An 18,157-nucleotide genomic window follows, 5' to 3' on the forward strand; every position below is an offset into this window, starting at 1 on the left:
CCTTACCAGCTCGATTTGACCATGCCAGGGATCTGACCGAACGAGCCGAGCTCGCGCAGCATGATCCGCGACAGTTTCAGTTTACGGTAATACGCGTGCGGACGGCCGGTCAGTTGGCACCGGTTGTGCAGACGCGTAGCCGAGGAATTGCGCGGCAGTTCAGCCAGTTTCAGGCTGGCCTTGAAGCGCTCTTCCATCGGGCGGGACTGGTCGTGGATGACTTCGTTCAGGGCAGCGCGCTTGGCGGCGTATTTCTGAACCAGTTTCTCGCGCTTCTTCTCGCGCTCGACCATGGATTTCTTAGCCATATCTCTTTCCCTTCGCGATCAGCTGTTGAACGGCATGTTGAAGTGCTTCAACAGCGATTTCGCTTCCGCGTCGGTCGGCGCGGTGGTGCAGATGATGATGTCCATCCCCAGAACTTCGTCGACCTTGTCGAAGTTGATTTCCGGGAACACGATGTGCTCTTTCAGGCCCATGGCGTAGTTGCCGCGACCATCGAACGAGCTGCCCTTGACGCCGCGGAAGTCGCGGACGCGCGGCAGCGCGATGTTGATCAGGCGATCCAGGAATTCGTACATCCGGTCGCCACGCAGGGTCACTTTCGTGCCCAGCGGCATTTCTTCACGGACGCGGAAGCCTGCGATGGACTTCTTGGCATGGGTGATGACAGCCTTCTGACCCGCGATCAGCGAGAGCTCTTCAGCACCTTGCTTGACCTTTTTCGTGTCTTTCACGGCTTCGCCGATGCCCATGTTCAGGACGATCTTGTCCAGACGCGGGATCTGCATGTCGTTCTTGTAGCCGAACTCTTCTTTCAGGGCAGCGCGAATGGTGTCGCGGAACTGCGCTTTGAGACGCGGCGTGTAGGTGGCTTGGTCCAGCATCAGATCACGTCTCCCGTGGTCTTGGCGAAGCGGACTTTCTTGCCGTCTTCCACGCGGAAGCCGACGCGGGTCGCTTTACCGTTCTTGTCCATGAGCGCCAGGTTCGACAGGTCGATCGGCATGGCTTTCGCCACGCGGCCACCTTGCGAGGTCTGGGTCTGACGGGTGTGGCGGATCGCGACGTTGACGCCGTCAACAACAGCCTTGTTCTCTTTGGGAAGAACAGCCGAGATCTCGCCCTGCTTGCCTTTGTCCTTGCCGGCCAGCACGACGACCTTGTCGCCTTTTTTCAGCTTGGCAGCCATTACAGCACCTCCGGAGCGAGCGAGATGATCTTCATGAAGTTCTTCGCACGCAGCTCACGAACGACCGGCCCGAAGATACGGGTACCAACCGGCTCACCCTGGTTGTTCAGGATGACGGCGGCGTTGCGGTCGAAACGGATCGAGGTGCCGTCTTCACGCTTCACTTCTTTCGCGGTGCGCACGACGACGGCCTTGCGGACATCACCTTTCTTCACGCGGCCGCGCGGAATGGCTTCCTTGACGGAGACGACAATGATGTCGCCCACCGACGCATAGCGACGGTGCGAGCCACCCAGGACCTTGATGCACTGAACTCGGCGAGCGCCGGAGTTGTCAGCGACATCCAGATTGGTCTGCATCTGGATCATTGGATTACTCCCGACCTTTGGGGACCAGCAACACCGGCCCCAGGGTTTCGATTAAGACTGGAAAAGCTCACGCCGAGGCTTCAACAGCGTCGACAAGCACAGTCCAGCGCTTGGTCTTCGAGATCGGGGCACATTCGATGATACGAACGGTGTCACCAACCTTGAATTGGTTTTCCGCGTCATGAGCGCGGTATTTCTTCGACGACCGCACAGTCTTGTGCAGCAGCGGGTGCTTGAAGCGACGCTCAACCAGAACGGTGACGGTCTGTTCGTTCTTGTCGCTGACGACCTTGCCTTGCAGGATGCGTTTGGGCATGGACCTGGCTCCTTAGTTCGACGCCGCGGCTTCCGCCGCTTTCTGGTTCAGAATGGTTTTCACACGAGCGACGTCGCGACGGACGGCGCGCATGCGGGCGGTCGACTCGAGCTGGCCGGTGGCCTGCTGGAAGCGCAGGTTGAACGCTTCCTTTTTCAGCGAGAGCAGCTGTTCTTTCAGCTGGTCCGGCGTCTTGTCTTTCAGTTCCAGCGCTTTCATACGCCATTTCCTTTCAACATCACCGGAGGGCCCCTGCTGCCAGGGCAACCCTGATTCCGGTGGAGTTTCATGATGAAGGCTTGCCCTTACAGGGAGACCCCGTTTTTTGCAAGCCTCTTTGTGGAAAACTTGCATGTAGAACGCCCCGCCGGTTTCCCGACGGGGCGTCACTTTCAGGTGCGAACTGGGATTACCAGTCTTCGCGGGCAACGATGCGGGTCAGCACCGGCAGCTTGTTGGCACCCAGGCGCAGAGCTTCACGCGCGATATCTTCGGCAACGCCGTCGATTTCGAACATGATGCGGCCGGGGTGAACACGAGCTGCCCAGTAGTCCACCGAACCCTTACCTTTACCCATCCGCACTTCGGTCGGCTTCGAGGAAACCGGAACGTCCGGGAAAATCCGGATCCAGACCCGGCCCTGACGCTTCATGTGACGGGTGATCGCGCGGCGGGCCGCTTCGATCTGGCGGGCGGTGACACGCTCGGGCTCGGTAGCCTTCAGGGCGAACGAGCCGAAGTTCAGGGCGAAACCGCCCTTGGCTTCGCCGTGGATCCGGCCCTTGTGCTGTTTGCGGAACTTGGTCCGTTTCGGTTGCAGCATCTCAACTACTCCTTAGCGCGCGTCGCGGTCACGACGCGGACCACGCGGAGACGGGCCGTCCTGCGCTTCAATCGCGCGACGGTCACGTGCCTGCGGGTCATGCTCCATGATCTCGCCTTTGAAGATCCAGGTCTTCACACCGATGATCCCGTAGGGGGTCGTGGCTTCCGACAGTGCATAGTCGATGTCGGCGCGCAGGGTGTGCAGCGGAACGCGGCCTTCGCGGTACCATTCGGTACGAGCGATCTCGGCGCCACCAAGGCGGCCCGAAACGTTCACACGAATGCCCAGTGCACCCATGCGCATGGCGTTCTGAACGGCACGCTTCATGGCGCGACGGAACGAAACGCGGCGCTCGAGCTGCTGAGCGATCGACTCGGCAACCAACTGGGCGTCCAGCTCGGGCTTGCGGACTTCAACGATGTTGAGGTGCAGTTCCGAGTCGGTGAAGTTCGTCAGCTTCTTGCGCAGGGTTTCAATATCGGCGCCTTTTTTGCCGATGATGACACCCGGGCGCGCGGCATAGATCGTGACGCGGCACTTCTTGTGCGGACGCTCGATGATGACGCGGCTGACGCCGGCTTGCTTGGCTTCCGTATGGATGAAATCACGGATCTTCAGGTCTTCCAGCAACAGGTTGCCGTAGTCCTTGTCATCCGCATACCAACGGCTGTCCCAGGTACGGTTGACCTGAAGACGCATCCCGATTGGGTTTACTTTCTGACCCATTACGCGCGCTCCTCGACCTGACGCACCTTGATGGTGATTTCCGAAAACGGCTTCATGATCTTGCCGTAACGACCACGGGCGCGCGGACGGCCACGTTTCATGACCAGGTTCTTGCCAACCCAAGCTTCGGCGACGATCAGATTGTCGACGTCGAGATTGTGGTTGTTCTCTGCATTGGCGATGGCCGACTGAAGGCATTTCTTCACGTCGCCCGCGATACGCTTGTGCGAGAAGGTCAGGTCGGCCAGAGCCTTGTCGACCTTCTTGCCGCGGATCAGCGCCGCAACCAGGTTCAGCTTCTGCGGCGAGGTGCGAAGCATCTTGGTCTTCGCAAACGCCTCGTTATCCGCCACGCGGCGCGGATTCTGTTCCTTACCCATGACGATTACTTCCTTTTCGCTTTCTTGTCGGCGGCGTGACCGTAATAGGTCCGCGTCGGCGAGTATTCACCAAACTTCTGACCGATCATCTCCTCGGTCACGGCGACCGGGATATGCTTGTGACCATTGTAGACACCGAAGGTCAGGCCGACAAATTGCGGCAGAATGGTCGAACGACGCGACCAAATCTTGATGACATCCGACTTGCCGGCGTCGCGGGCTTTTTCGGCCTTGCGAAGCACGTAAGCGTCGACAAAGGGGCCCTTCCAAACTGAACGTGCCATGGATTAGCGTCCCTTCTTGGCGTGACGCGACCGCAGGATGTACTTGTCGGTCGATTTGTTCGTGCGGGTGCGGTTGCCCTTGGTGCCTTTGCCCCAGGGAGTAACCGGGTGACGACCGCCCGAAGTCCGGCCTTCACCACCACCATGCGGGTGGTCGATCGGGTTCATGGCAACACCGCGAACGCTCGGGCGGATGCCCTTGTGGCGGTTGCGGCCTGCTTTACCCAGGTTCTGGTTCGAGTGGTCGGAGTTCGACACGGCGCCGATGGTGGCCATGCATTCCTGACGCACCAGACGCAGCTCGCCCGAGGACAGGCGGATCTGGGCGTAGCCGCCATCGCGGCCGACGAACTGGGCATAGGTCCCAGCCGAACGGGCGATCTGGCCGCCTTTGCCGGGCTTCAGCTCGACGTTGTGAACGATCGTACCGATCGGCATGCCCGAGAAGGGCATGGCGTTACCGGGCTTCACGTCAACCTTGGCGCCGGCAACAACCTTGTCGCCAACTGCCAGACGCTGCGGAGCGAGGATATAGGCCTGCTCGCCGTCTTCGTATTTGATGAGCGCGATGAAGGCGGTGCGGTTGGGATCGTATTCGATCCGCTCGACCGTCGCCGAAACATCGAACTTGGTGCGCTTGAAGTCAACGATGCGGTAAAGACGCTTCGCCCCGCCGCCCTTGCGGCGCATCGTGATCCGTCCGGTGTTGTTCCGGCCGCCGTTCTTGGTCAGACCCTCAGTGAGGGATTTGACCGGGCGCCCTTTCCAAAGCTCCGAACGGTCGATCAGAACCAGCCCACGCTGGCCAGGCGTCGTCGGTTTATACGACTTGAGTGCCATGCTTTCTGTCTTCCGTTGCTTTGGACCGTAGGTGGTCCGTTTCAGTCAAAATACGACGGCCCCGCTAGGGGGCCGCCGATTCGATGGCTCTATATCAGAGGCCGGTCGACACGTCGATGGTGTTACCGGCTTCCAGCGTGACATAGGCCTTTTTCACGTCCGAACGGACGCCAGGGCGGCCGCGGAAACGCTTGGTCTTGCCTTTGGTGATCGTGGTGTTGACCGCTTTCACCTTGACGTTGAACAGAGCTTCGACGGCATCCTTGATGGCCGGCTTGCTCGAGTCCTTCGCCACCTGGAAGACATAGGCGTTGGCTTCGGAAGCCATCGTCGCCTTCTCGGTGATGATCGGCTTGACGATCACATCGTAATGTTCGGGCTTCGTGGTCATTTCAGACGAGCCTCCAGAGCTTCGACACCAGCGCGCGTCAGCACGAGCGTGTCGCGACGCAGGATGTCATAGACGTTGGCACCCATCGACGGCAGGACGTCCACGCCTTCGAGGTTGCGGGCGGCACGGGCGAAGTTTTCGTTCACTTCGGCACCGTCGATCACCAGAACGCGCTTCCAGCCGTTTTCCTTGACCGCTTTGGCAACGGCCGAGGTCTTGGCGTCGGCGATGTTCAGGCTTTCCACGATGACCAGCTCACCCGCGGCGACTTTGGCCGAAAGGGCGTGCTTGAGGCCAAGCGCACGAACTTTCTTCGGCAGGTCGAAAGCGTGCGAACGCGGGGTCGGGCCCTTGTACACACCACCGTGACGGAAGGTCGGCGCCTTGCGGGAGCCGTGACGTGCGCCACCGGTGCCCTTCTGGCGGTAGATCTTCTTGGTCGAGTAGCTGACATCCGACTTGCCCAGGACCGAGTGGGTCCCCTGCTGTGCCTTCGCACGCTGCCAGCGCACGACGCGATGCAGCAGGTCCGCACGCGGCTCGAGCCCGAAGATGTCATCGCTCAGGTCGATGTCACCGGCTTTGCCGGCTTCGAGCGTGATCACATCGAGTTTCATCAGTTGTCTCCTTCGGGCGCAACGGCCTCGGCAGAGACCTGAGCCTCAGCGGCAGCCTTCGAACGGGTCGCGGCCGGGAAAACGGTGTTTTCGGCCAGCGGCTTCTTGACGGCGTCCTTGATGGTGACCCAGCCGCCTTTCGAGCCCGGAACCGAGCCCTTGACCATGATCAGGCCACGCTCTGCATCGGTCTTGACGACCTGCAGGTTCTGCGTGGTGACACGGACGGCACCCAGGTGACCCGCCATCTTCTTGCCTTTGAAGACCTTACCCGGGTCTTGGCACTGGCCGGTCGAACCGTGCGAACGGTGCGAGATCGACACACCGTGCGAGGCGCGCAGACCACCGAAGTTGTGGCGCTTCATCGCACCGGCAAAGCCTTTACCGATCGAGGTGCCGGCGATGTCGACGAACTGACCCGCGAAATAGTGGTCGGCGATGATTTCCTCGCCCACTTCGATCAGGTTTTCTTCGGCAACGCGGAATTCCGCGATCTTGCGCTTCGGCGCGACATTGGCCTTCGCGAAGTGACCGCGCAGGGCAGCGGTGGTGCGCTTGGCTTTCGCCTCGCCGGCACCGAGCTGCAGCGCAACGTAGCCGTCTTTTTCGACGGTGCGCTGAGCAACAACCTGCAGGTTGTCAACGTGAAGGACGGTGACGGGAACTTGACGCCCGTCTTCGAGGAACAGCCGGGTCATGCCCAGCTTCTTGGCAATTACACCAGTCCGCAGCATAATGGCCTCCTTACACCTTGATTTCGACGTCAACGCCGGCGGCGAGGTCGAGCTTCATCAGGGCGTCAACGGTCTGGGGGGTCGGATCGACGATGTCCAGCAGACGCTTGTGCGTGCGGATTTCCCACTGGTCACGGGATTTCTTGTCGATGTGCGGACCGCGCAGAACGGTGAATTTCTCGATTTTGTTCGGCAGCGGAATCGGGCCACGAACCTGAGCGCCGGTGCGCTTCGCGGTGTTGACGATTTCCTGCGTGCTGGCATCCAGGACGCGGTAATCGAACGCCTTGAGCCGGATACGGATATTCTGGCTTTGCATTATCATCCCTCTTGCGGGGCGAATTCAGTTGAGAGGCAGACGTCACACCACGTGGCGCCTGCTTCGAACCGTAAAATTGAGCAGGCCGCCCATATATGGCGGCCCGCGCAAAAGCAACCGATTCTTGTGAAACCAGCAGCGATGGGGCTTGATGCTCTATCTGGGCCAGCGAGTCAAGCCTTGCCTGCCCCGATCTTGGGCCGGACGCGCCGCAATATGCCCTGCCCTCCACGACGGTTGGCCGCCTCCAGAGCAAGCGCCAGAAGAAGCGATCCCACGATGCCGAAACCAGCGAGCGCATAGCCCGAAAGCCCGAGCTTTCCTCCGATCACCTGCACCAGGATATGCGCCAGATAGACGGTCAGAGATAGACGCGCGCAGAGTTCGGACAGCCAAGTCGAGGGCAAGTGGATCGACGTGACAAAAATAGCAAGCGCCGAGCCCCAGACAATGGTGGCATTGTCCGGATCATCGCGCAGCGCAAAAAGAACAGCACCGGACAGCGTCAGGGACAAAAGCGCCCGGGAGCCGAGCCTGAAATACGCGAGGCCGATCAGGGCAGGCACGATGCCAAATGCCCATTGGCCGAAAGGGGGCATGGTTGGCGTGGCGAAACAGGCGACGAGCAGCGCCGCGAGGATCGGCGCAAGCAGGAGCGGCGCCTGAGCTCTGAGCAAGGTGCCGAGCAGTGCGACAAGGCAGGCAAAGGGCAGAAACCAAAGATGCAATGCCGTGCCCGTCAACAGCATGTTGGCCTGAAGCCAGTCAAACGGCGGAGCGCCCCGCGACAGGGCCTGTGCGGTATTGACGGCGCCATAGACAGCAGACCAGATGACGAACGGGACAAGCAATCTTCTCAGGCGGTGCCGAAGACCCTCTCCGGACGGCATGCCCAGCAAGATCAGGAAAAAGGGAAGGCCCAAATAGGCAAGCCGATGAAATGGCGCCTGGCTATGGAACCAGACTATGCCGAATGCCGCAACCAAACGGAAATAGTCGATAGAACCGTTCCGCACTGGGAGTTCTCCCAAGAAGGACCCGATCGATGATAGCCGGGGCGGCACTTCCGTCAAGGTGATCAAGCGCGTGCCTATCCACGAACCTCTTGGCCCGAATGCAAGAAGGCCGCCCCCGAGGGAGCGGCCCTTTCATCGCGATATCCCCGAGGGGATCACCCGATGATCTTCTTTCCCGAATTACTTCAGGATTTTCGAGACGACGCCTGCGCCGACGGTGCGGCCGCCTTCACGGATGGCGAAGCGCAGCTTCTCTTCCATCGCGATCGGGGCGATCAGTTCGACTTCGAACTTCAGGTTGTCGCCCGGCATCACCATCTCGGTGCCTTCCGGCAGCTTCACGGTGCCGGTCACGTCCGTCGTGCGGAAGTAGAACTGCGGACGGTAGTTCGCGAAGAACGGCGTGTGACGGCCACCCTCTTCCTTGGTCAGGATGTAGGCTTCGGCTTCGAAGGTCGTGTGCGGCGTCACCGATTTCGGCTTCACCAGGACCTGGCCACGCTCGACGCCATCACGGTCGATGCCGCGCAGCAGAACGCCGACATTGTCGCCAGCCTCACCGCGATCCAGCAGCTTGCGGAACATCTCGACGCCGGTGCAGGTGGTTTTCTTGGTGTCGCGGATGCCCACGATCTCAAGCTCGTCACCGACGTTGACGGCGCCACGCTCGACGCGGCCGGTCACAACCGTGCCGCGGCCCGAGATCGAGAACACGTCTTCGATCGGCAGCAGGAACGGCTGGTCGACAGCGCGCTCGGGCGTCGGGATGTATTCGTCGACAGCGGCGATCAGCGCGCGGATCGAGTTCTCGCCGATCTCGGCGTCGCGGCCTTCCAGAGCGGCCAGAGCCGAGCCCTTGATGATCGGAATGTCATCGCCGGGATAGTCGTAGGAGGACAGAAGCTCGCGCACTTCCATCTCGACCAGTTCCAGAAGCTCTTCGTCATCCACCTGGTCGACCTTGTTCAGGTAGACGACCATGTAGGGAATGCCGACCTGGCGGCCCAGCAGGATGTGCTCGCGCGTCTGCGGCATCGGGCCGTCGGCAGCGTTCACCACCAGGATCGCGCCGTCCATCTGCGCAGCACCCGTGATCATGTTCTTCACGTAGTCGGCGTGGCCGGGGCAGTCGACGTGGGCGTAGTGACGGCTTTCCGACTCGTACTCAACGTGCGCGGTCGAGATCGTGATGCCGCGGGCGCGCTCTTCCGGGGCGCCGTCGATCTGGTCATAGGCCTTGAAGTCACCAAAATACTTGGTGATCGCAGCCGTCAGCGTCGTCTTGCCGTGGTCAACGTGACCAATGGTCCCGATGTTGACGTGCGGTTTCGTACGTTCAAACTTTGCCTTTGCCATAAGCAGGGCTCCTTGGATTCAATTGTTCTAGGAGGAAAGGCGGGGCCTCGGCCCCGCCATCCCTATCAGGCGTATTTCTTCTGGATCTCGTCCGAGATGTTCTGCGGCACGGCTTCGTAATGGTCGAACTGCATCGAGAACACTGCGCGGCCCGAGGACATCGAGCGCAGGTTGTTGATGTAGCCGAACATGTTGGCCAGCGGCACGAAAGCATCGATGACGTTGGCATTGCCGCGGCTGTCCTGACCACGGACCATGCCACGACGGCTGGTCAGGTCGCCGATGATCGAACCGGTATATTCTTCCGGCGTCACGACTTCCACTTTCATGATCGGCTCGAGCAGTTTCGCACCGGCCTTTTTCAGACCTTCGCGCATCGCGGCACGGGCAGCGATTTCGAAGGCCAGAACCGACGAGTCGACGTCGTGGAAAGCACCGTCGGTCAGGGCGACCTTGAAGTCGATGACCGGGAAGCCTGCCAGCGGGCCCGAGTCCATGACGGACTTGATGCCTTTTTCGACGCCGGGGATGTATTCCTTCGGAACCGCACCACCAACGATCTTCGATTCGAACGAGTAGCCTTCGCCGGGCTCGGTCGGGGTGATCGTCAGCTTCACGCGCGCGAACTGGCCGGTACCACCGGTCTGTTTCTTGTGCGTGTAGTCGATATCGGCCGCGGTCGAGATCGTTTCACGGTAAGCCACCTGCGGCGCACCGATGTTGGCTTCGACCTTGAACTCGCGCTTCATCCGGTCGACCAGGATGTCGAGGTGAAGTTCGCCCATGCCCTTCATGATGGTCTGGCCCGACTCGAGGTCGGTCTCGACGCGGAAGGACGGGTCTTCGGCTGCCAGGCGAGCGAGGGCAAGGCCCATCTTTTCCTGGTCGGCTTTCGACTTGGGCTCGACGGCGATCTCGATGACCGGCTCGGGGAAGGTCATGGTTTCCAGAACCACCGGGTTCGACGGATCGCAAAGCGTGTCGCCCGTGGTGGTTTCCTTCAGACCGGCCAGCGCGATGATGTCGCCTGCAAAGGCTTCTTCGATCTCCTCGCGGTTGATCGAGTGCATCATCATCATCCGGCCAACGCGCTCGCGCTTGCCTTTGGTCGAGTTCATCATCTGGTCGCCTTTCTTCAGCACGCCTGAATAGAGGCGGGTGAAGGTCAGCGAGCCGACGAAGGGGTCGTTCATGATCTTGAACGCGAGGCCCGAGAAGGGCTGCGCATCATCTGCACGACGCTCGAGGTTCCGCGTTTCGGTCTCATCGCCCGGGGCAAAGCCCATATAGGCGGGGACGTCCAGCGGCGAGGGCAGGAAGTCGATGACCGAGTTCAGAAGCGGCTGAACGCCCTTGTTCTTGAACGCCGAGCCAGCGGTGACCGGGAAGAACGACAGCGACAGCGTGCCCTTGCGGATCAGACCGCGCAGGGTGGCTTCGTCGGGCTCGTTGCCTTCCAGATAGGCTTCCATGGCGGCATCGTCCTGCTCGACGGCAAGCTCGATCATGTTCGAGCGCCATTCGTCGGCCAGGTCCTGCAGCTCTTCGCGGATCGGTTGACGGACCCAGCTCGCGCCGAGATCTTCGCCTTTATAGACCCACTCTTCCATCTTGATCAGGTCGACGATGCCTTCCAGCTTGTCCTCGGCGCCGATCGGGAAAGCGATCGGGCACGGGATGCCGCCGGTACGGTCCTTGATCATCTTCACGCAGTTGAAGAAGTCAGCGCCGATCTTGTCCATCTTGTTGACGAACACGATCCGCGGAACCTTGTAGCGGTCAGCCTGGCGCCACACGGTCTCGGTCTGCGGTTCGACACCAGCGTTGGCGTCGAGAAGGCAGATCGCACCGTCAAGCACGGCCAGCGAACGTTCGACTTCGATGGTGAAGTCGACGTGGCCGGGGGTGTCGATGATGTTGAAGCGGTACTTCGTGTCCGAGGTGCCTTCGGTGGTCGGATCTTCCTGGCGCTGCCAGAAAGTGGTCGTCGCAGCCGAGGTAATGGTGATGCCCCGCTCCTGCTCCTGCTCCATCCAGTCCATGGTCGCGGCGCCGTCGTGGACTTCGCCGATCTTGTGGGACTTGCCGGTGTAGTAGAGGATGCGCTCGGTCGTCGTGGTCTTGCCCGCGTCGATGTGGGCCATGATCCCGAAGTTACGGTAGCGCTGGAGCGGATATTCCCGTGCCATGATGCTATTCCCTTACCAGCGGTAGTGGCTGAACGCTTTGTTCGCGTCGGCCATCTTGTGGGTGTCTTCGCGTTTCTTGACAGCGGTGCCGCGGCCGTTGACGGCATCGGCGAGCTCGCCAGCGAGACGCTCTTCCATGGTGTGCTCGTTGCGGTTCTTCGCCGCAGCAATCAGCCAACGGATAGCCAGAGCTTCGCGGCGGGTCGGACGGACTTCGACCGGAACCTGGTAGGTGGCACCACCAACGCGGCGCGAACGGACTTCAACCGAAGGCTTCACGTTGTCGAGGGCTTCGTGGAAGACTTCGATCGGCTCACGCTTCAGTTTGCCCTGAACGCGATCAAGCGCCGAGTAAACGATGCGTTCGGCAGTCGATTTCTTGCCGTCAACCATCAGGTTGTTCATAAATTTGGTCAGCACGCGATCGCCAAATTTGGCGTCGGGCAGAACTTCGCGCTTCTCAGCGGCGTGACGACGGGACATTGATGCCTCTCCTTACTTCGGACGCTTCGCGCCGTATTTCGAACGGCGTTGACGACGGTCTTTGACGCCCTGGGTGTCCAGCACACCGCGCAGGATGTGGTAACGGACACCCGGAAGGTCTTTCACACGGCCGCCACGGATCAGCACGACGCTGTGTTCCTGGAGGTTGTGCTTTTCGCCCGGGATGTAGGAGATGACCTCGAAGCCATTCGTCAGACGCACCTTGGCGACTTTACGCATAGCGGAGTTCGGTTTCTTCGGCGTGGTGGTATACACACGCGTGCACACGCCGCGTTTCTGCGGGCACCCTTGAAGGTGCTGCGATTTCGAGCGCTGCACTTTGGGCTGCCGCGGTTTGCGGATCAGCTGTTGGATCGTCGGCATTCGGTTCCCCGTCTTGCTTTCGTCAATACTCGCAGCGATTGCTGCGCCACTTCTCGACAGCGTTACGCGCCCATCGCGAAACGCCACGACCCATCCGATCCCATGTGGGAGGATGGGTTAGATTCCAGAGGATCGGGGCTCTCGCCCGGATCTTGACCAAATAAAGGTTCTGGGCACCAGGCAGGACTCTGCCGGGTGTGCGGCGTATAGGGGGAATCGGAGGGGGAGTCAACAGCAACCCCCGGGCCGACAAGGCCCCTGCCCCCAGCGTGGTCAGTTTGCACCCGGCAGGCCATTGTCGCAGGCAGCAGTATCGAACTGCGGCAGCTCCGCTCCGGTCATCAGGCGTGAATTCCGCACGGTCGGCGCGATCGGCCCCGGAATCAGGACCCCGATCAGCTAGACCTTCGCAATTGCCGTTCCCTGAGGATGGAATAGATGCCGGCCCCGACCACGAGCATCGACCCCGCCCAGGTCCAGAGATCCGGCCATTCCCCGAAAATCACGAGCCCAAGAAAGATCGCCCAAAGCAGCGAGGTATAGCGGAAGGGTGCGACAAACGAGACCTCTCCAACCCGCATCGAGGCTACTGCCGTAAGGTAGCCGACGGTCAGCAAGGACGCGGCCATGCCAAGAAGGCCCAGCTCGAACAGGTTCGGGACACGCCAATCCTCGCCGAAGCCCAAGACGAAACCCGACAGCATCACCATCAATGCCGCGTGAAATGCGATTGTCGACGAACTGATCGCGGGCGAAAACAGCCGGGTCGAAATGTCGCGCACCACGATCAACCCCATGGCGGACAGCGCGGCGACCGACCAGCCGTCGAACGCCCCGGTGCCAGGCCTCAGGATCAGCAGAACGCCCAGGAAACCGATGCCGATGGCGCTGAGCCTGCGCCAGCCCAGTCGCTCGCGGAAAATCACCGCCGCCGCCAGCGTCACGGCCAGAGGCAGTGCCTGCATGATCGCGGAAATATCCGCGAGCGCCATCTGTCTGAGCGCCAGCAGGTAAAGCGCTGTCGACACGATATCCGCAGCGCCGCGAAGGATCAGCGTGCCAACGTCGCCCCGCGGGACGGCAACTTGAATTCGGCGACCCTGCACCCGCGCAAAGATCAGCATCAGTCCCAGGACGCACGCACCCCGGATGGCGATCGATTCGTAAAGCGGCAGGGTCCGGGTGACTGCCTTCATCAGCGAGTCATTCGTCGTGAAGGTGGCCATGCACAGGATCATCAGCGACATGCCGCGGATATTGTCTGCAATGTCATGGGTTGCGCTGACCGCGATCGACCGTGGACCGACCCGGCGGCTGGGCGAAATGATGGGTGCGCGCATGCTGACTCCGATCCGACCCGGCAAGGGTTAAGCAAGCGGAGAGACAAAGGCCAGAATCACATGATTCCCGCGGCAGAAAAATCCGCGCTGTGTCAAAAGCCAAAGGGCCCGGCATTGCGCCGGGCCCCTGGAGTTTCGAAATGGTCGGTCGAGATCAGTTCTCGCCAGCCGCCTGGACCGGAGATTCTTCCGGCGCGATCAGCGCGGCGGCGGCTTCGGCCTCGGCCTTGCGAGCCTCGATCACCTCGTTGTCGCGATCGGTCGCGATGCGACGCACGCGGGCGGTCGCGCCACCGGTACCGGCCGGGATCAGGCGGCCGACGATGACGTTTTCCTTGAGCCCGACCAGTTTGTCGCGCTTGCCCTGAACGGCAGCCTCGGTCAGCACGCGGGTCGTTTCCTGGAACGATGCGGCCGAGATGAAGCTGCGGGTCTGCAGGCTCGCCTTGGTGATGCCCAAGAGCACCGGCTCGCCCGCGGCCGGACGGCCACCCTTGGCTTCGATCTTGGCGTTCTCTTCCACGAACTCATCGCGGTCGACATGCTCGCCCTTCAGCAGCGTGGTGTCACCGCTGTCGAGGATCTCGATCTTCTGCAGCATCTGGCGAACGATCACCTCGATGTGCTTGTCGTTGATCTTCACGCCCTGCAGTCGATAGACGTCCTGCACTTCGTCGATGAGGTAGTCGGCCAGAGCCTCGATCCCCATGATGCGCAGGATGTCATGCGGTGCCGGGTTGCCGTCCATGATGTAGTCACCCTTCTGCACGAAGTCGCCTTCGTGAACCGGGATGTGCTTGCCTTTCGGCACCATGTATTCGACCGCGGACAGCGTGTCGTCTGCAGGCTCGATCGCGATGCGGCGCTTGTTCTTGTAGTCCTTGCCGAAGCGCACATAACCGTCGATTTCGGCGATGATGGCGTGATCCTTCGGACGACGGGCTTCGAACAGCTCGGCAACGCGCGGCAGACCCCCGGTGATGTCCTTGGTCTTGGCGCCTTCGCGCGGGATACGCGCGACAACGTCACCGGCCTTGATCTCCTGCCCGTCTTCGACCGACAGGACCGCGTCAACCGACATCGGGTAGGTGACCGGGTTGCCCTGCTCGTTGCGAACCGGCTCGCCATCGGCATCGACGATGATGATCTCGGGCTTGAGCTCATTGCCTTTCGGGGCCGAGCGCCAATCCGTCACGATCTTCTGCGTCATGCCGGTCGCATCGTCGGTCTCGTCGCGGACCGAAAGGCCCGAGAGCAGATCGACATATTTCGCGACACCGGCCTTCTCGGCGATGATCGGCAGGGTATAGGGGTCCCATTCGAACATCTTCTGGCCACGCGCGACGACATCGCCTTCGCGCACGAACAGTTTCGAGCCATAGAACAGCTTGTGGTTCGCCAGCACGTCGCCTTGGGCGTTCGTGATATTGAGCTGCATGTTGCGGCTCATGACGATCAACTCGCCATTGGCGTTTTCCAGCGTGCTCTCGTTCTCGTACGCGATGGTGCCTTCTTGCGACGCGGCGATGAACGACTGCTGACCACCCTGCGCAATACCGCCGATGTGGAAGGTCCGCATCGTCAGCTGCGTGCCCGGTTCACCGATCGACTGCGCGGCGATGATGCCGACAGCTTCACCGATGTTGACGAGCGTGCCGCGCGCCAGGTCACGACCGTAGCAAAGCGCACAGATGCCGTCTTCGGATTCGCAGGTCAGGGCCGAGCGGATGCGGACGGACTGGACGCCAGCCTGTTCGATCTCGTCTGCCTTCCGCTCGTCGATCAGCTCGTTCTTGCGAACGATCACGACATCCTCACCCGGAACCAGAACGTCATCGGCAGCGGTCCGGCCCAGCACGCGCTCGGAAAGCGGGCTGACGACTTCGCCGTCATTGACCGCGGCCGAAGCCGTGATCGCGCGTTCGGTGCCGCAATCATGCTCGCGGATGATGCAGTCCTGTGCCACGTCGACCAGACGACGGGTCAGATAACCCGAGTTCGCGGTCTTCAGAGCGGTATCGGACAGACCTTTCCGCGCGCCGTGGGTCGAGTTGAAGTATTCAAGAACGGTCAGGCCTTCCTTGAAGTTCGAGATGATCGGCGTCTCGATGATCTCGCCGTTCGGCTTGGCCATCAGGCCGCGCATCCCGCCCAGCTGCTTCATCTGGCTGACCGAGCCCCGAGCGCCCGAATGCGCCATCATGTAGACCGAGTTCGGCTCCAGTTCGGCACCCTTCTCGTCCTTCTTCGTGGCCGAGATGGTCTTCATCATGGCGTCGGTGACCTTGTCGTTACATTTCGACCAAGCATCGACGACCTTGTTGTACTTCTCGCCCTGGGTGATCAGACCGTCCAGATACTGCTGTTCGAACTGCTTCACCTGGTCCTGGGTCTCTTCGACCAGTTCCCATTTCGCGGGCGGAATGACCATGTCGTCCTTGCCGAACGAAATGCCGGCACGGAACGCTTCGCGGAAGCCCAGACCCATGATCTGGTCACAGAAGATGACCGATTCCTTCTGGCCGCAATAGCGGTAGACGGTGTCGATGACGTTCTGGATGTCTTTCTTCCGCAGCAGGCGGTTCACCAGCTCGAAAGGTGCTTTCGCGTTCTTGGGCAGCAGGGCGCCCAGACGGATACGGCCCGGCGTGGTGTCGAAGCGCTTGATGACCTCGATGCCGTTCTCGTCGATCTGCGGCAGGCGCGCCTTGATCCGGGCATGCAGATGCACCGCGCCGGAAGCCAGCGCGTGTTCCACTTCTTCGAGATTGGCGAAGGCCATGCCTTCACCTTTCATACCCTCGCGTTCCATGGTCGTGTAGTACAGACCAAGAACCATGTCCTGCGACGGAACGATGATCGGCGCGCCGTTGGCGGGCGACAGAACGTTGTTCGTCGACATCATCAGGACGCGCGCTTCCAGCTGCGCTTCCAGCGACAGCGGAACGTGAACGGCCATCTGGTCACCGTCGAAGTCGGCGTTGAAGGCCGAACAGACCAGCGGGTGAAGCTGGATCGCCTTGCCTTCGATCAGCGTCGGCTCGAACGCCTGGATGCCCAGACGGTGCAGCGTCGGCGCACGGTTCAGAAGAACCGGGTGCTCGCGGATCACCTCGTCAAGGATGTCCCAGACCTCGGGACGCTCTTTCTCGACCAGCTTCTTCGCCTGCTTGACGGTCGAGCTGAGGCCCTTGGCTTCAAGACGCGAATAGATGAACGGCTTGAACAGCTCCAAGGCCATTTTCTTCGGCAGACCGCACTGGTGCAGCTTCAACTCCGGACCGGTCACGATGACCGAACGGCCCGAGAAGTCAACGCGCTTGCCCAGAAGGTTCTGACGGAAGCGACCCTGCTTGCCCTTCAGCATGTCCGACAGCGATTTCAGCGGGCGCTTGTTGTTCCCGGTGATGACGCGGCCACGGCGGCCGTTGTCGAACAGGGCGTCGACCGATTCCTGCAGCATCCGCTTTTCGTTGCGGACGATGATGTCGGGCGCGCGCAGCTCGATCAGGCGCTTCAGACGGTTGTTCCGGTTGATGACCCGGCGATACAGGTCGTTCAGATCCGAGGTCGCGAAGCGGCCGCCATCCAGCGGAACCAGCGGGCGCAGTTCCGGCGGGATGACCGGAACGACGGTCAGGACCATCCATTCCGGACGGTTGCCGGATTCCAGGAAGCTTTCGACGATCTTCAGGCGCTTGATGATCTTCTTCGGCTTCAGCTCGCCGGTCGCCTCTTTCAGCTCTTCGCGAAGCTGCTCGGCGGTGGCCGCGAGGTCGATATTCGACAGCATCTCGCGGATCGCCTCGGCACCGATATTGGCCGAGAACGCGTCAGCGCCATACTGGTCCTGCGCGTCGAGGAATTCTTCCTCGGTCAAGAGCTGGCCATAGGTCAGGTCGGTCAGGCCGGGCTCGATGACGACGTAGTTCTCGAAATACAGGATACGCTCGAGATCGCGCAGAGTCATGTCCAGCATCAGGCCGATGCGGCTCGGCAGCGACTTCAGGAACCAGATATGCGCGACCGGGGCGGCCAGCTCGATATGGCCCATGCGCTCGCGGCGGACCTTCTGCAGCGTCACTTCGACGCCGCATTTCTCGCAGACGAGGCCGCGATATTTCATGCGCTTGTATTTGCCGCAAAGGCATTCGTAATCCTTGATCGGGCCAAAGATACGCGCGCAGAACAGGCCGTCACGCTCGGGCTTGAACGTGCGGTAGTTGATGGTTTCGGGTTTCTTCACCTCGCCATAGGACCAGGCGAGGATTTCCTCGGGCGAGGCCAGCGAGATCTTGATTTCGTCGAACTGACGCGGCTGGGCCAGCGGGTTCAGCGGGTTGGTGGCAAGTTCCTGGTTCATTACAAATCCTTAGGTTCGCGTGCGTGGGTTGGG

The 18,157-nt window shown here is 61.1% G+C and carries 22 protein-coding genes; all 22 read right to left on the minus strand.

Features of this window, described 5'->3' with window-relative positions; genetic code table 11:
• Window positions 1-2: 2 nt before the first annotated feature.
• The gene (gene rpsN, locus RGQ15_RS02320; protein ID WP_134680215.1) at window positions 3-308 is read right to left on the minus strand and encodes a 30S ribosomal protein S14; all 306 of its coding nucleotides are present in this window, start codon (window positions 306-308) and stop codon (window positions 3-5) included.
• Window positions 309-326: 18 nt separating this feature from the next.
• On the minus strand, window positions 327-887 hold the full coding sequence (gene rplE / locus RGQ15_RS02325) for a 50S ribosomal protein L5 (protein ID WP_311158604.1): 561 nt from the start codon (window positions 885-887) through the stop codon (window positions 327-329).
• The gene (gene rplX / locus RGQ15_RS02330) at window positions 887-1,192 is read right to left on the minus strand and encodes a 50S ribosomal protein L24 (protein ID WP_311158605.1); all 306 of its coding nucleotides are present in this window, start codon (window positions 1,190-1,192) and stop codon (window positions 887-889) included. Before rplX ends, rplE begins: the two co-directional genes overlap by 1 nt.
• Window positions 1,192-1,560 (minus strand): 50S ribosomal protein L14, encoded by a 369-nt coding sequence (gene rplN / locus RGQ15_RS02335; protein WP_010400243.1) that lies wholly within the window; start codon window positions 1,558-1,560, stop codon window positions 1,192-1,194. Before rplN ends, rplX begins: the two co-directional genes overlap by 1 nt.
• Window positions 1,561-1,627: 67 nt before the next feature.
• The gene (gene rpsQ / locus RGQ15_RS02340; RefSeq protein WP_311158606.1) at window positions 1,628-1,876 is read right to left on the minus strand and encodes a 30S ribosomal protein S17; all 249 of its coding nucleotides are present in this window, start codon (window positions 1,874-1,876) and stop codon (window positions 1,628-1,630) included.
• 12 nt (window positions 1,877-1,888) lie between these two features.
• Window positions 1,889-2,095 (minus strand): 50S ribosomal protein L29, encoded by a 207-nt coding sequence (rpmC, locus tag RGQ15_RS02345; protein ID WP_311158607.1) that lies wholly within the window; start codon window positions 2,093-2,095, stop codon window positions 1,889-1,891.
• Window positions 2,096-2,285: 190 nt separating this feature from the next.
• Window positions 2,286-2,699: a 50S ribosomal protein L16 gene (gene rplP, locus RGQ15_RS02350; RefSeq protein ID WP_311158608.1), complete on the minus strand. Its 414-nt coding sequence runs from the start codon at window positions 2,697-2,699 to the stop codon at window positions 2,286-2,288.
• Between the two features lie 12 nt (window positions 2,700-2,711).
• Window positions 2,712-3,428 carry a 30S ribosomal protein S3 gene (gene rpsC, locus RGQ15_RS02355; RefSeq protein ID WP_311158609.1) on the minus strand — a complete coding sequence of 239 codons (717 nt, stop codon included), beginning with the start codon at window positions 3,426-3,428 and terminating at the stop codon, window positions 2,712-2,714.
• A complete protein-coding gene (gene rplV / locus RGQ15_RS02360; protein WP_311158610.1) occupies window positions 3,428-3,808 on the minus strand; it encodes a 50S ribosomal protein L22 in 381 nt (126 codons plus the stop codon). Before rplV ends, rpsC begins: the two co-directional genes overlap by 1 nt.
• 5 nt (window positions 3,809-3,813) lie before the next feature.
• Complete coding sequence (gene rpsS / locus RGQ15_RS02365) at window positions 3,814-4,092, minus strand: 30S ribosomal protein S19 (protein ID WP_311158612.1); 279 nt, start codon at window positions 4,090-4,092, stop codon at window positions 3,814-3,816.
• A gap of 3 nt (window positions 4,093-4,095) precedes the next feature.
• Entirely contained in the window at window positions 4,096-4,932 is an 837-nt protein-coding gene (gene rplB, locus RGQ15_RS02370) for a 50S ribosomal protein L2 (protein WP_311158613.1), read from the minus strand.
• A gap of 94 nt (window positions 4,933-5,026) precedes the next feature.
• Entirely contained in the window at window positions 5,027-5,323 is a 297-nt protein-coding gene (locus RGQ15_RS02375; RefSeq protein WP_311158615.1) for a 50S ribosomal protein L23, read from the minus strand.
• Complete coding sequence (gene rplD / locus RGQ15_RS02380; protein WP_311158616.1) at window positions 5,320-5,940, minus strand: 50S ribosomal protein L4; 621 nt, start codon at window positions 5,938-5,940, stop codon at window positions 5,320-5,322. The genes RGQ15_RS02375 and rplD overlap by 4 nt, the downstream gene beginning before the upstream one ends.
• A complete protein-coding gene (rplC, locus tag RGQ15_RS02385; protein WP_311158617.1) occupies window positions 5,940-6,674 on the minus strand; it encodes a 50S ribosomal protein L3 in 735 nt (244 codons plus the stop codon). Before rplC ends, rplD begins: the two co-directional genes overlap by 1 nt.
• A gap of 10 nt (window positions 6,675-6,684) precedes the next feature.
• Complete coding sequence (gene rpsJ / locus RGQ15_RS02390) at window positions 6,685-6,993, minus strand: 30S ribosomal protein S10 (protein ID WP_010400227.1); 309 nt, start codon at window positions 6,991-6,993, stop codon at window positions 6,685-6,687.
• A gap of 173 nt (window positions 6,994-7,166) precedes the next feature.
• Window positions 7,167-8,009 carry an acyltransferase family protein gene (locus RGQ15_RS02395; RefSeq protein ID WP_311158618.1) on the minus strand — a complete coding sequence of 281 codons (843 nt, stop codon included), beginning with the start codon at window positions 8,007-8,009 and terminating at the stop codon, window positions 7,167-7,169.
• 180 nt (window positions 8,010-8,189) lie between these two features.
• Complete coding sequence (gene tuf, locus RGQ15_RS02400; RefSeq protein WP_311158619.1) at window positions 8,190-9,365, minus strand: elongation factor Tu; 1,176 nt, start codon at window positions 9,363-9,365, stop codon at window positions 8,190-8,192.
• A 65-nt stretch (window positions 9,366-9,430) separates the two neighbouring features.
• Window positions 9,431-11,554 (minus strand): elongation factor G, encoded by a 2,124-nt coding sequence (fusA, locus tag RGQ15_RS02405; RefSeq protein WP_311158620.1) that lies wholly within the window; start codon window positions 11,552-11,554, stop codon window positions 9,431-9,433.
• A gap of 12 nt (window positions 11,555-11,566) precedes the next feature.
• The gene (gene rpsG / locus RGQ15_RS02410) at window positions 11,567-12,037 is read right to left on the minus strand and encodes a 30S ribosomal protein S7 (RefSeq protein ID WP_142664082.1); all 471 of its coding nucleotides are present in this window, start codon (window positions 12,035-12,037) and stop codon (window positions 11,567-11,569) included.
• A gap of 12 nt (window positions 12,038-12,049) precedes the next feature.
• Entirely contained in the window at window positions 12,050-12,421 is a 372-nt protein-coding gene (gene rpsL, locus RGQ15_RS02415; RefSeq protein ID WP_022705687.1) for a 30S ribosomal protein S12, read from the minus strand.
• Window positions 12,422-12,816: 395 nt separating this feature from the next.
• Window positions 12,817-13,761 carry a DMT family transporter gene (locus tag RGQ15_RS02420; protein ID WP_311158621.1) on the minus strand — a complete coding sequence of 315 codons (945 nt, stop codon included), beginning with the start codon at window positions 13,759-13,761 and terminating at the stop codon, window positions 12,817-12,819.
• A gap of 154 nt (window positions 13,762-13,915) precedes the next feature.
• Complete coding sequence (rpoC, locus tag RGQ15_RS02425; protein WP_311158622.1) at window positions 13,916-18,124, minus strand: DNA-directed RNA polymerase subunit beta'; 4,209 nt, start codon at window positions 18,122-18,124, stop codon at window positions 13,916-13,918.
• Between the last annotated feature and the right edge of the window lie 33 nt (window positions 18,125-18,157).

The sequence above is a fragment of the Paracoccus sp. MBLB3053 genome, assembly GCF_031822435.1.
GTDB lineage: Bacteria > Pseudomonadota > Alphaproteobacteria > Rhodobacterales > Rhodobacteraceae > Paracoccus > Paracoccus aurantius.

Bases quoted from the DNA above. Each gene is read 5' to 3' on its own strand.
- rpsN (WP_134680215.1), bottom strand. From the start codon at position 308: ATGGCTAAGAAATCCATGGTCGAGCGCGAGAAGAAGCGCGAGAAACTG.
- rplE (WP_311158604.1), bottom strand. From the start codon at position 887: ATGCTGGACCAAGCCACCTACACGCCGCGTCTCAAAGCGCAGTTCCGC.
- rplX (WP_311158605.1), bottom strand. From the start codon at position 1,192: ATGGCTGCCAAGCTGAAAAAAGGCGACAAGGTCGTCGTGCTGGCCGGC.
- rplN (WP_010400243.1), bottom strand. From the start codon at position 1,560: ATGATCCAGATGCAGACCAATCTGGATGTCGCTGACAACTCCGGCGCT.
- rpsQ (WP_311158606.1), bottom strand. From the start codon at position 1,876: ATGCCCAAACGCATCCTGCAAGGCAAGGTCGTCAGCGACAAGAACGAA.
- rpmC (WP_311158607.1), bottom strand. From the start codon at position 2,095: ATGAAAGCGCTGGAACTGAAAGACAAGACGCCGGACCAGCTGAAAGAA.
- rplP (WP_311158608.1), bottom strand. From the start codon at position 2,699: ATGCTGCAACCGAAACGGACCAAGTTCCGCAAACAGCACAAGGGCCGG.
- rpsC (WP_311158609.1), bottom strand. From the start codon at position 3,428: ATGGGTCAGAAAGTAAACCCAATCGGGATGCGTCTTCAGGTCAACCGT.
- rplV (WP_311158610.1), bottom strand. From the start codon at position 3,808: ATGGGTAAGGAACAGAATCCGCGCCGCGTGGCGGATAACGAGGCGTTT.
- rpsS (WP_311158612.1), bottom strand. From the start codon at position 4,092: ATGGCACGTTCAGTTTGGAAGGGCCCCTTTGTCGACGCTTACGTGCTT.
- rplB (WP_311158613.1), bottom strand. From the start codon at position 4,932: ATGGCACTCAAGTCGTATAAACCGACGACGCCTGGCCAGCGTGGGCTG.
- RGQ15_RS02375 (WP_311158615.1), bottom strand. From the start codon at position 5,323: ATGACCACGAAGCCCGAACATTACGATGTGATCGTCAAGCCGATCATC.
- rplD (WP_311158616.1), bottom strand. From the start codon at position 5,940: ATGAAACTCGATGTGATCACGCTCGAAGCCGGCAAAGCCGGTGACATC.
- rplC (WP_311158617.1), bottom strand. From the start codon at position 6,674: ATGCTGCGGACTGGTGTAATTGCCAAGAAGCTGGGCATGACCCGGCTG.
- rpsJ (WP_010400227.1), bottom strand. From the start codon at position 6,993: ATGCAAAGCCAGAATATCCGTATCCGGCTCAAGGCGTTCGATTACCGC.
- tuf (WP_311158619.1), bottom strand. From the start codon at position 9,365: ATGGCAAAGGCAAAGTTTGAACGTACGAAACCGCACGTCAACATCGGG.
- fusA (WP_311158620.1), bottom strand. From the start codon at position 11,554: ATGGCACGGGAATATCCGCTCCAGCGCTACCGTAACTTCGGGATCATG.
- rpsG (WP_142664082.1), bottom strand. From the start codon at position 12,037: ATGTCCCGTCGTCACGCCGCTGAGAAGCGCGAAGTTCTGCCCGACGCC.
- rpsL (WP_022705687.1), bottom strand. From the start codon at position 12,421: ATGCCGACGATCCAACAGCTGATCCGCAAACCGCGGCAGCCCAAAGTG.
- RGQ15_RS02420 (WP_311158621.1), bottom strand. From the start codon at position 13,761: ATGCGCGCACCCATCATTTCGCCCAGCCGCCGGGTCGGTCCACGGTCG.
- rpoC (WP_311158622.1), bottom strand. From the start codon at position 18,124: ATGAACCAGGAACTTGCCACCAACCCGCTGAACCCGCTGGCCCAGCCG.